The following is a 12,877-nucleotide window of genomic DNA, read 5'->3' on the forward strand; positions in this document are numbered from 1 at the left end:
AGAGTTGGAATAAAAAGTATAGCGTATAATTGTAACAAATTGCATCTTGCGCAGACTAATTACAAAAAGACTAACTCTTAACATGAAAAAACTTTTACTATTAACGTTCATTCTTGGAATATTTTTTACCGCACATGCCCAGTTCCCTGGCGGTTTTGGTGGTGGGGCTAAAAAAGTTACAGTAACCGGACGCATAACAGCAACCATACTCGATTCATTAACAAAAAAACCAATTGATTACGCAACAGTGTCTTTAGTTACGGTTAAAGATAACAAATCAGTTAATGGCGGTGTAACCGATGAGAAAGGAAAATTATCCTTACAGAATATTGCTCCCGATTCTTATAAACTGATGATCGGTTTTATGGGTTACAAAACAAAAACGGTTTTGGTTACCACAACACCCTCTAAGCTGGATAACAATATCGGAACCATTTATATTTCAGGATCGGAAAATACACTGGCCGATGTTCAGGTACAGGGTACTAAAGCTGTTATCGAGAATAAAATTGACAGAATGGTTTACAATGCAGAAGCTGACGGAACAAACGCCGGTGGCGATGCAACAGATGTAATGCGTAAAGTACCCATGTTATCGGTTGATATCAATGGTAATGTACAATTACGTGGGGGTGCCGTTCGTGTTTTAATAAATGGTAAACCATCAGGTACAATGGCCACCAGTGTTGCTGATGCATTGAAAATGATCCCTGCAGAGCAAATTAAAAGTGTAGAAGTAATTACCAGCCCATCTGCAAAATACGATGCAGAAGGTTCCGGCGGTATTATTAACATCATCACTAAAAAATCAAATGCGCAGGGGGTAAGTGGTACGGTAAATGCATCAGCAGGTACCCGTCAGAATAATGGCGCCTTTAACTTAACTGCAAAAACTGGCCGATTGAGTGTGAATACAGCTTTGGGTGGAAACTTTGCCTACGCTCAGAATTCACGGGTTGTAATATCCAATATCACAAGGGTTGATAATGTTGTTGTAAACGATGTGCTCCAGGATGGTTATTCGAAATGGAGCAGGGAAGGCTTAAACGGAAGTTTAGGCGTAGATTATGATTTTAATGCCTACAACAATATCAGTTCAAACATAAAATTTAATAGCTTCTCTAATGGCGGTCCTGGCGAATCATCTTTCTTTACCAATGGTGTAAAACAAATAAACATCAGCGACATGGACATGACTTTCAGAAACATGGATTGGAATGTTGATTACAAAAAAACAACTAAAAAAGAGGGCGAAGAATTCTCAATTTCCGGCCAGTTATCTACAGGAAGAACTCCACAAAATTTTAGTAATACTTTTATTCCTGCGGGCGCTACATCGGGAAAGGCGATTGAAAGAAGTAATACGAGTAAAAACAATGAATACACCATCCAAACAGATTATACTTATCCGTTTACTAAAAATTCAATCTTAGAAGTTGGTGCTAAAGGTATTTTCCGGACTATTAAAAGCCAGTTCGATGTATCGGCCCAGGATTTTGATTACAGCCAAGATGTTGCCGCTGCTTATGGTGTAATGAGTTTCAACCTGACTAAAAAATTGAAATTTAAAGGTGGTTTAAGAGCAGAATATACGTCGATTAGCTTCAATACAAAGGCTAACGGTATTCAAAAAAATGATTATCTGAACTTGTTCCCAAGTGCAATTTTATCTGAAACCTTAAAGGGAAATGCAACGTTAAAATTAAGTTACAATCGCCGTTTACAAAGACCAGGTCAAAATTATTTAAACCCTTTCCTAAACGATAGTAATCCAATTAACCTCCAACAGGGAAATCCTTACCTTGATCCAGAGTTGAGCGATAACCTGGAATTAGGCTATAGTACTTATATTAAAGGTTCTATAATTAATGCATCGGTATTTTACCGTAGAACAGGCGGTGTAATTGAGAGCTCATTAACTGCAAATGAGGCTGGTACGCCATTAACTACCTTTATTAACGTTGGTAACAGCCAGACTTACGGTTTCAATTTATTCGGGTCTTACAATCCTAAACCTAAATGGACCTTAATGAGTAATATTGGCATAAACACCTACGAGGTGAATAATACAACAAACAATTTTAGCACCGGCACATTTTTAAACTACAATCTGTTTGCCCGTTCTGCTTACGGATTTGGAAAAGGTTACAATTTTGAATTATTTGGAGTGGTAAATTCGCCAAGAAGGACCTATCAGGGAAAAACTGATGCGATGATTTTTTACGGTGCCTCGTTTAAGAAAGATATCTTGAATAAAAAGGGATCAATTGGTGTAAATACTTTAAATCCTTTCACAAAAGATCTTCATATCCAAACGGTAAATAATTCTATTATGAATGCGGTAACTATTAACCAAAGCAGTAACATTTACTATCCGTTACGTTCTTTTGGTGTTAACTTTAGTTATTCTTTCGGTAAGCTGAAATTTACAGAAAAGAAAAAAATCAAAAACGACGATATTAAACAAGATCAGCAGCAAGGTGGCGGTATGGGCGGTGGCGTTCAGCAGTAAAACCCAATCTTAATATACATTTTAAAGTCTTTCCAATTATCTGGAAAGACTTTTTTGTTTTAGACATTATTTCTTAGATGAGCTCAAGTGACTTAAGTTGGTCACATAAAAGCAGGTTGTATTTATTCCTATAACACTCTCTTTTAACCTAAGTTTGATAATTATTTGTTAAAAATTGTGCTTTAAAAGCGACTAGTGCAGATCGATTCGTCATGCTGTCCCGATTCTTACATCGGGATCAGCATCTTTTTAGCATGAAAAACCCTGAGATAAATTCGATAGCTATCAGATTAGGGTAACGGCTCTGAATCGAAATACCTTATAGGCCTGTGAAACAGACATTGATACTCGAACTCAGGTTTTTAATTTTTTAGTAATGGAGCTTTGAATTAACTTGAGCAAGTTGCCTTAAGTTTTTACCACTCGAGTCACCTGAGAACACCTTAGCAGGTTTACGGGTTTGATACAAAGTAAGCTCACATATCATTTCTATCTTAGCTGAACGAATATCTTATGTTCACAAAAATCTAAACGCTTCTTGTTATTGCAATATTCTTTCTACTGTTTTATTGCTAAATCTCTTTTTATATGGTTATCAGCTTTGTTTTCTCTAATTTTTGCTTGTATAAATATGTTGTAAAGCTAAAATTGATCTAAAGAACAATTATAAAACTGTTTTTGTAAAGTAGGTGGCTTTTTTGCGGTTTTATGATCGTATATTTTGCATGTTTTTGCGGGATAGCCGATTCTTATGTAAAAAAATACTATATATTTAGCTCCATCTATCATGTTTTGTGCGCGTTTGTAACGCTAAAAGCTTATATTGCATTAACTAACAAATCCTTAACCTAAACAACTGAGATATGAGAAAAATCTTTACCTCACTTTTTTTTCTGTGTGTTTTTCTGGCCGGTGTTACCGCAATGGCACAGGTAAAAACTATAACAGGAAAAATCACTTCAACTGATGACGGCGGGCCATTACCCGGAGTAAGTATAAAAATTAAGGGAACCGCAACAGGTACCTCGACTGATAGTAATGGTGCTTTCACCATTCAGGCACCTTCGCCAAGCTCGGTACTCGTAATTAGTTTAATCGGGTATAAAACCCAGGAAATTACCGTTGGCAGTAAAACCACGGTTAATGCAGTGCTGGCTTCTGATGCGCAAGAGTTACAGGAAGTAACCATTTCGACCGCTTTAGGTATCACCCGGCAGGCAAAATCTTTAGGTTATGCGGCACAAACTGTTAATGATAAAGATCTCAATTTTAATCACCAGCCAAACTTGATCAATGCTTTACAGGGTAAAGTGGCAGGAGCAACCATCTCCAGTACGGGTGGTGGCCCTGGTCAGGGAGCAAGCATTAAAATCAGGGGAATTAACTCTATAGATCCTAATATTCCAAGTGATCCATTATATGTAATAGATGGAGTACAGATTGATAATACTACCTCAACATTGGGTGCCAATCCTGGAGGAACAGCTTATGGTGCGAGAGGTGTAAGCAATAGGGCTTCGGATGTGAATCCTGAAGATATCGAAACCATCAATATTCTAAAAGGTGGGGCGGCAACTGCATTATATGGTTTAAGGGGTGCTAATGGAGTGGTTGTAATTACCACAAAAAAAGGCAAGGCTGGCGGATTTAATATTAATCTCAATAGTACTTATGGCTTTGATAATGTGTTAATCAGCCCTGATGTTCAAACAGAATATACACAAGGTGTAAGAGGTGTTTATACTAATCCGCCTGCAGGTATCGGACCGGCATGGGGACCAACCATTGCCGAAGCAAAATTGATAGATCCTACACATCCCGACCAGCTGTACGATAATTATAAACAGGCATTTGAAACAGGGCAACAGATTAAAAATTCAGTTTCGGTTGCAGGTGGAAGCGAGGCAATTAAATTCTTTTCATCAGTTTCTCAACTCTACCAGAAAGGGATGATGCCTAACACTGATTATAAAAACTTTTCGGCAAGGTTGAATACCGATTTTACCATCAGCCCTAAACTTAAAGCCTCAGTAAATATGAATTTTAACAATTCTGGCGGATATACTTATAGTGCCGACAGATTTGGCGAAGGTTTAGCCTATTGGTCGCCACGCTATGATGTAGCTAATTCTGAGAATCCTGATGGTACACAGGTTTACCTGGGAACCAACAATCCAATTTGGGGAACTGCGAACAATAAACTGAAAGGTGATGTAAACCGCTTTATTGGTGGCGCGAGCGTAGTATATGAGCCAGTTAAATGGTTAAATTTTGCATACCGTTTTGGCGTAGATACTTATAACGATAACAGGATAAGAACCGCCAGAGGCCCCATGTTTACCGGTGAAAATGTATATGATAACGAATTTGGTTTTTATGGCGAATACAATACCAAATTCAGGACTTTGAACAGCACATTTGTGGCAACTTTCAGTTCGAAGATAGCAGAAGGATTAAACGGTACTTTAAGGGTTGGGCAGGAAGTTTACGATAAACGTGTTAAAGATGTTGGTGTGCTGGGCAGTCAGCTGAGTATTTATAATTTCTTTAACCTTGGGAATGCAAAAGTGTTAACACCATCTCAAACCATAACAGAGAAAAGATTGGTTGGTTACTTTGGGGAGGCCACTTTCGACTATAATAATTATCTTTTCTTAACCCTTACCGGTAGGAATGATATCACCTCAACTTTACCAAAAGATAACAGATCTTTCTTTTATCCTTCAGCAAGTTTGAGTTATGTATTTTCGGATCATTTTAAACTTCCAACAGCAATCAGCCAGGCGAAATTAAGATTATCCTATGCCCAGATCGGGAAAGATGCATCAGAATACGCCACCTCTTCTGGTTTTACAAATTATATCAATCTGCCAACAGGTACAACTGGCCTAACCATTTCTTCAAATCTTGGAAATCCGACGCTTAGACCTGAATTTACGAACTCCTTTGAGGCGGGTTTAGAAATGTCGTTCTTTAAAAATCGTTTAGGATTCGACTTCACTTATTATTATTCTTTAAGTAAAGATCAGATTGTACGCGCACAGGTTTCTTCTGCTACAGGTTATGTTTCATCTTTTATTAATGCAGGAGATATACGAAATAGAGGAGTAGAACTTGTAATTAATGGAAAACCGATTGTTAGTGACCAGTTTAGATGGGATGTGAACCTTAACTTATCAGCCAATAGAAACAAAGTATTAACCATGCCAAACGGTATAGCAGAACTGGTATATGGTGCTGCCAGAGGGTATGGGAATGCGGGTGTAACCATGAAATTGATTGAGGGTCAGCCATATGGAAATATATATGGAAGTTATTTTAACAGGTATTCTCCTCAGGCACAGGATCCGGTATTCTTAGATAAAAATCTTCCATTATTAATTGGGGCCAATGGCTTTCCTGTAATTTCTGGTGGGCAACAACGATTACTGGGTAACTCACAGCCAGATTATGTTATCGGTTTAGGCAATACTTTCAGGTATAAACAATTCAGTTTAAATGTGCTTTTTGATGCCCGTCTGGGTTTCGAAAAATATAACTGGCTAGAAGATTTTTATGCGGCTTTCGGATTACCGGATTATACTGCGGATAGAAGATCGTATAAAGTATTTGATGGTGTATTAGCGAATGGAACGCCAAATACAAAACCGGTTTGGTTGGGACAAAATACAGTAGACGGGGTAGATTATGGAGAAGGTTATTACCGTGTGTACTATAGAAACGTTTCTGAACCATTTGTTTCCGATGCTTCATGGGTACGTTTACGTTCTGCAAGTTTAAGTTATGCACTTCCGGCAAAATGGCTTCCGGCTAAAACAATAAAGTCGGCAAGTTTATCAGTAACAGGAAATAACCTTTGGCTTTGGACAAAATATTATGGTGTAGATCCAGAATCCAGTTCTTTTGATTCAGGAAGTAATAACGATGGCTCTGCCGGTTTCACTTACCCAAGTGCCAGAACTATTCTTTTCTCTATTAATGTTGGTTTTTAAAAAGGAAATAAGATGCAAAAAAATATAAAATACACAATATTTTCAGCTTTTATAGCAATACTAGGTTTGCAAAGCTGTAAAGATAGCTACTTTGATAAACTGGCTGCCAACCCCAATCAGGTTACCATACCCACATTACCATCGCTATTGGCTACCTCAACTGCAAAGGCGGGCATAAATAATTATAACGTTGCTAGCGTAATCGTACCTTATGTACAATATACTGCAAACCCCGCGGCAAGCGGAGCAGGTGATACTTATCAGTCTATTGATTTTAGTGCCACCTGGGATGCCCTTTATTTTGCGATGGCCGATGCCAATGAAATGAAAAAGCTGGCAGTATCACAAGGATCAAGTGAATATAAAGGTGTTGCTGATGTGCTTATTGCCTATAACCTGATTATGGTTAACGATCTGTGGGGAAATGCTCCCTTTTCTCAAGCATTTGACGTAACTAACTTTACACCTAAATACGACAGCGGGCAAGAGGTTTACAATCAAAGCATGGCCCTTGTAGATGAGGCTATTGTAGAACTTGCAAAAACAAATGCAACGGTTAAATTAACTCCTGCAAACGACCTTATTTATGGTACAACTGCCGCAAACGAACGCGCCAACTGGTTAAAATTTGCTTATGCGCTTAAAGCAAGGTTGTTAAATAAAGTAAGTAAAACATCAGCTTATAACCCAACTGCTGTACTTAATGCCGTAAGTAACTCTTTTGCCTCAAATGCCGATGATGCAGCGATGGGAAGTTTTGTGATCAGAAATTTTTGGGCAAGTGTAGCCATTGCTAATGCTTCGCAATCGCTTGGTGGTTGGCTTTCTGAACAATTGATTGATCAACTTAATGGAACTACATATGGTGTATTCGATCCCAGAATTGCTAAAATAACCGATAAAACCATTAACAATACTTATATCGGTACGGTAAATGGTGCAGGTAACAGGGGTACTGGAGGTAATACCACCAAGGATGAATGTTATATCTCAGTAAATTCGCCCTGGACGAGCGCAACATCCCCAATCTTTATTGCAACCTATGCCGAATTAAAGTTTATCGAGGCAGAGGCCGCTTTGGCAACTGATAAACCAAGGGCTTATACGGCTTATCTTGCTGCAATTGGAGCTAATATGGATAAATTTCAGGTGGCGGCTGCCGATAAGGCAATTTATCTTGCCGATCCGCGTGTGGCCGTTGGTGCGGCAGCCTTAACCAAAGATCTGATCTTAAAAGAAAAGTATGTGGCAACTTACTTAAATCCTGAAGCATGGAACGATGCCCGCAGATATGATTATAAGTACAAAGATTTTACGCTTCCGGTAAATGCGGTTTTAACCGATTTTATTCGCCGTTTAGATTATCCACAGGGTGAAAGAAGTAAAAATGGTGCAAATGTGCCTGCCGATGTACCCAGAACTTCCAAACTCTGGTGGGATCAGTAAAGCATTAAGCGTTTGGCGGGAAGCATTATCTAGCTTTCGCCAAACGCTATTTACTTACCGCCATGCGCCAAACGCGTATCGCCATTCACTGTACGCCATCCGCTTAGCGCCAATCGCCAAACCCCTAACCAATGAAAAAAATACTATTTTCCCTGATAGTTCTACTCTCCACCTCCAATATATTCGCGCAGTCTTTTAGCTTGAAATCTGTTTTATCTTATCCTTTTCCTACTCAGTTAGTGGCTTCACCAGTTGGTTCTAAAATTGCCTGGGCCGCAAACGAACAAGGAATAAGGAATATTTATACAGCAGAAGCACCTGATTATAAAGCAATAAAAATTACAGATTACGCCGAAGATGACGGGCAGGAATTAACCAGCTTGTCGATTTCTGCTGATGGTAAATGGATTGTATTTGTGCGTGGTGGAGATCATGGCGGGAGGGATGGAGGCCCTGTTAATGCCAATTCTTCGCCAATAGCACCGAAAGTGCAGGTACTTAGCGTTCCTTTTGTGGGAGGCAAAGTAGTAACCTTAGGCGAAGGCGATAATCCTGTAATTTCGCCCAGTAACGATCAGGTCATTTTTGCTAAAAGTGGTCAGGTGATGATAAGCCCGGTTGACGGAACATCGGCAGCTAAAAATTTATTTTATGCCAAAGGGATAAACGGAGCGTGTAAGTGGTCGCCGGATGGGAAAAAAGTCGCTTTTATTTCTAATCGCACAGATCATTCCTTTTTAGGGATTTATACCGATCAGCAAACGCCGGTTAAATGGCTATTGCCTTCTTTTTCTAAAGATAATACTCCGGTATGGTCGCCCGATGGAAATGATATAGCTTTTATAAGAACGCCTGGTATAGGAGGAGAGACCGATTCCATTTTAACAAAAAAACATCAGCCATGGGCCATTTGGACGGTTAATGTAAACACCGGAACCGGAAAACAGATCTGGAAAGCTCCCGAAACTTTCCGGGGTTCTTTTCCTTCCATCGATGGAGGTGCAAATTTGTTATGGGCCGAAGGAAAGATCATTTTTACCTCTTACGAAGATGGCTGGCCACATCTTTACGCCATTAATCCGGATGGATCAAAACGTTTATTGCTCACCCCTGGGAATTTTGCAATAGAGAATATAAAATTAAGTATCGATAAGAAAACATTGGTTTTTGCTGCCAATGCCGGAAATGATAAAGATGATCTTGATCGACGTCATATTTATAAAGTTTCGGTAGATAAAGCAGATATGCAGGCCTTAACCTTGGGAAATGGGATAGAAGCTTATCCGGTTATTGCAGGCGATAACCAGACTTTTTTCTGTTTGAGCTCCACTGCCGAAATGCCGCTTCTGCCTGCGTTAATTAATAAAAAAACGTTGAAACTAATTGGAAAATCACTTATTCCAGAAGATTTTCCATTAAAAGATATGGTTATCCCTAAACATGTAAGCTTTAAAGCTGCTGATGGAAATACCGTTTATGGTCAGTTGTTTTTACCAAAAAAAGTATTCAAAAACCAACCCGCGATTGTTTATGTGCACGGCGGACCGCAACGGCAGATGTTTTTAGGCTGGAATCCGATGGATTATTATTCAATGGATTATGCTTTAAACCAATATTTGGTTAAACTTGGCTTTACCGTTTTATCTGTAAATTACCGCCTGGGCATCGGTTATGGTTACGAATTTCATAAACCCATGCGTGCTGGAGCGCAGGGTGCATCAGAATATCAGGATATTAAAGCCGCCGGGCAGTGGCTGGCTGCACAACCCAATATCAACAAAGATAAAATCGGGATTTATGGTGGTTCTTATGGTGGTTATTTAACCGCATTGGCCCTGGGCAAAGATTCTAGACTGTTTGCTGCAGGGGTAGATATTCATGGTGTAAATAACCGGTTTACAAGTTTAGATCAGGAGGGCAGGAAACCTGCACCAGATGCATTGCTTGCTGCAAAAGTTGCCGAAGAATCATCACCTGTAAGTTATGTAAGTACCTGGACATCGCCTACGTTGATTATCCATGCCGACGACGACCGTAACGTAGCTTTTAACCAAAGTGTTGACCTGGTTAAACGTTTTGAAGATAAAAAATTCGATTTCGAGTTTCTGTCCATCCCGGATGATACCCATCACTGGATGAAATTCTCGAACGGTTTAAAAGTGAGCGAAGCAACAGCTGATTTTCTTAAAAGAAAGTTGATGGATAAAAAGTAGTTTGAAATAGTTTGTCATCCTGAGCCTGTCGAAGGACCATAATTATCTAATTGCTAAAAGGTCTTTAGCAAGCTCAGACTGATAGTAATCTTTAAGTTAATAAATTACTTTGCTCTATAACACGACCTATTCTAATTATTTTTTGCCTGCCCAAAATCTTGCCTCGGCTCGCCGCCGCCGAAGAGCTCCTTCTTTTTGGCGTCAAAAAGAACCAAAACCGAAGCTTGCCGAGCTCATTAATGCAAATAAAAAGATAAACAGCTTATTAATAAAACGCCGGCTGAAAATTTTTCTTTGAAAGCCAGTAAATTGGCTTGGTCAGTTCAGCCCGAAAAATTTGTTAGGCCGGAATTAAGTAGAACGGAGATGCTATGCTGTGGCCTAGCTGGGTGGAAATGTAAATACTTCTAAAATGTTTATTAATAAGTAATTACAAAATAACGTCAATGGTTGCCTGTCGAAGGACCATAATTATCTAATTGCTAAAAGGTCTTCTACAAGCTCAGACGGACAACGATGATTTTGAGTTGATGATTTTTCCTAACCCTTTCTAATCCTTTTTAAAACCATTAAACTCAACGGGTTAAAAGAATATCCCGAAATATTGTTCTGCAGCATCACAACAGATTGATCATAAAATAAAGGTACAACAGGCGAATAATCCATCACCATCTGATCCATTTTACGATAGAGTTCGAACCGTTTTTCGTTATTTGTTTCGTAATAACTTTGCTCAAAAAGCTGATCAAAGGCCTTATTGTAAAAAGCTGTGTAATTTGGCCCGTAAGGCACTTTGTTTTTGGAGTAAAACATCGATAGGAAATTTTCCCCGTCGCCATAATCTGCAAGCCACGAACCACGGAAAAAATTCACATGGTTTTTCGACATTAAATCCCTTAAACTGGCACTCGGACTCACATCTATCTTAACTTTAATGCCAATTGCCGTTAATTCGCCCTGTATAAATTCGATCAGATCTTTATAAGTAGTGGTGGTGTTTAAGGTTACCTCTGCCATGCCTTTTCCTTCAGGAAAACCAGCTTCTGCTAAAAGTTGTGCGGCCTTTTTTGGGTTGTAGGCATATCCGCGCACAGCCAGACTATCGAAACCAGGCATCCCCTTAGGTATAAAGCCAGAAGTTGCTGCAACACCTATCCCATTGCGCAGGTACTTTATCAATCTGTCGCGGTCAATAGCATAATTAATGGCCTGTCTGATTTTTTTCTGCCTTAACGGTGAATTTTTTACGATAGAAAGGTTCGTATCCACCAGTATCCCAACATATTCTGTACAAAGGTATGGGCTCTTCGCAAGCGTAAATTTCCCTTTATATTTTGAAGTCATTTTGCCGCTTTTCGTCAGGATATCATCGCGGTAGCTTCCATCCACATTGTAATAAAAATCCAGATCTTTTTTCAGAAAGCTCATAAAACCACTTTGTTTATCAGTAATAAATGTGGCTTTTACCGCATCAAGGTATGGAAGTGCCTTTCCTTTTGCATCCTTTTCAAAATAATGCGAATTTTTTAAAAGCACCAATATTTCGCCTTCTTTCCAGTACTTAAACGTGAAAGGGCCGGTACCTATCGGATGACTCCTGAAATCCTTGCCATAATGCTCAACCACTTCTTTGGGTACTACCGAACAATATTGTGTGGTAAGCAAACTCATAAATGGTGGAAAAGGGCGTACCAGTTTAATCTGGAAAGTAGAATCGTTTAAGGCAATGAAATTGTTTTTATCCTTTACTTTATCACTAAAAATCCACCCGCCGGACGAAGCCACTTTCGGATCAATCAACCTGTAAAAACTATACACGAAATCGCTGGCAATTACTTTTCGGCCCTTTCCGTTTTTAAAAATCGGATCGTCATGAAAGTAAACATCATTACGCAGGTTAAAAGTATAAGTTAGTGCATCATCCGAAACCTGCCAGCTTTTGGCAATACAGGGAATGGTTTGCAATGACGAATCGATCTGCACCAACCCGTTAAAAATCTGGTTGGTCATCCAGATGGCATTCTGGTTGCGCGCAAATGCCGGATCGATAGAGGTTAAACCCTGATCGAGGTTGATGTTGAATACTTTTTTGTCTTTATGATCGTCATTTTTACTGCATGAAAACAATAAGGTGACACAAAAAAACCAAAATATATATTTAAATGAACCTCGCATCGATCAGGAATGTTATTTTTGCACAAATTAATAAATTTAATGCAGATGTCTTTTTTAAACGATTTATTTATTGGCCTCGATGCTGCTAAACAGGAAGAATTACAGGAACGTTTAGATTTAGTAGAACATAAGATTAAATTTATGGATAAAATGCCTGTGGCTTGCCTCGATACGGGTAATAATCCGGGCTACCTTTTATCAGAAGAAATTGCATTGGCTGGCGGCATGCTGGAAACCGATATTTTAAGCGCTGTTTTCATCATTTATTATCAGCCCGGCAAAACCCTTACCGATTTGATGCGAGAAGTACCTTCTGTATTGGATACCGATTGGCCAGCCGTAAAAAACAACCGCATTATTTTATTAAACGACGACGTAGAACGTGAAAGAACAGCCGAAAATGCAGTTTCTTTAATAGAAGATATAGCCGAAATGCTGCACCCAGGCTCATTTATTTTTGGCCACGAAGGCGATAAGTGGATCAGGTTTGAAGTTTAGAGGATGATGTAAGATGGAAAATGTAAGAGGGATGATGGGAT

At 39.2% G+C, this 12,877-nt stretch carries 6 protein-coding genes; 5 read left to right on the top strand and 1 reads right to left on the bottom strand.

Translation table 11 applies throughout. The features are described from left to right. Nucleotides 1–82 precede the first annotated feature (82 nt). The 4 genes from DRW42_RS05550 to DRW42_RS05565 all read left to right on the top strand — a co-directional run bounded on the left by DRW42_RS05550 (nucleotide 83) and on the right by DRW42_RS05565 (nucleotide 10,163). Nucleotides 83–2,512: an outer membrane beta-barrel family protein gene (locus DRW42_RS05550; RefSeq protein ID WP_113947844.1), complete on the top strand. Its 2,430-nt coding sequence runs from the start codon at nucleotides 83–85 to the stop codon at nucleotides 2,510–2,512. Between the two features lie 863 nt (nucleotides 2,513–3,375). Beyond that, entirely contained in the window at nucleotides 3,376–6,504 is a 3,129-nt protein-coding gene (locus tag DRW42_RS05555; protein ID WP_113947845.1) for a SusC/RagA family TonB-linked outer membrane protein, read from the top strand. A gap of 12 nt (nucleotides 6,505–6,516) precedes the next feature. Continuing rightward, nucleotides 6,517–7,950 (top strand): SusD/RagB family nutrient-binding outer membrane lipoprotein, encoded by a 1,434-nt coding sequence (locus tag DRW42_RS05560; RefSeq protein WP_113947846.1) that lies wholly within the window; start codon nucleotides 6,517–6,519, stop codon nucleotides 7,948–7,950. 131 nt (nucleotides 7,951–8,081) lie between these two features. Continuing rightward, complete coding sequence (locus DRW42_RS05565; RefSeq protein WP_113947847.1) at nucleotides 8,082–10,163, top strand: S9 family peptidase; 2,082 nt, start codon at nucleotides 8,082–8,084, stop codon at nucleotides 10,161–10,163. Between the two features lie 540 nt (nucleotides 10,164–10,703). Here the strand turns inward: DRW42_RS05565 and DRW42_RS05570 are convergent. Further along, nucleotides 10,704–12,290, bottom strand: a complete 1,587-nt coding sequence (locus DRW42_RS05570; RefSeq protein WP_341866226.1) for an ABC transporter substrate-binding protein — start codon at nucleotides 12,288–12,290, stop codon at nucleotides 10,704–10,706. Between the two features lie 93 nt (nucleotides 12,291–12,383). Between DRW42_RS05570 and DRW42_RS05575 the strand changes: the two genes are divergently transcribed. Next, a complete protein-coding gene (locus DRW42_RS05575) occupies nucleotides 12,384–12,836 on the top strand; it encodes a substrate-binding domain-containing protein (RefSeq protein ID WP_147243670.1) in 453 nt (150 codons plus the stop codon). Nucleotides 12,837–12,877 lie beyond the last annotated feature (41 nt).

Source organism: Pedobacter miscanthi (genome assembly GCF_003315595.1).
Lineage (GTDB): Bacteria > Bacteroidota > Bacteroidia > Sphingobacteriales > Sphingobacteriaceae > Pedobacter > Pedobacter miscanthi.

Excerpts from the sequence above, each read along its gene's own strand:
- DRW42_RS05550 (WP_113947844.1), top strand. The coding sequence starts at position 83 with ATGAAAAAACTTTTACTATTAACGTTCATTCTTGGAATATTTTTTACC.
- DRW42_RS05555 (WP_113947845.1), top strand. The coding sequence starts at position 3,376 with ATGAGAAAAATCTTTACCTCACTTTTTTTTCTGTGTGTTTTTCTGGCC.
- DRW42_RS05560 (WP_113947846.1), top strand. The coding sequence starts at position 6,517 with ATGCAAAAAAATATAAAATACACAATATTTTCAGCTTTTATAGCAATA.
- DRW42_RS05565 (WP_113947847.1), top strand. The coding sequence starts at position 8,082 with ATGAAAAAAATACTATTTTCCCTGATAGTTCTACTCTCCACCTCCAAT.
- DRW42_RS05575 (WP_147243670.1), top strand. The coding sequence starts at position 12,384 with ATGTCTTTTTTAAACGATTTATTTATTGGCCTCGATGCTGCTAAACAG.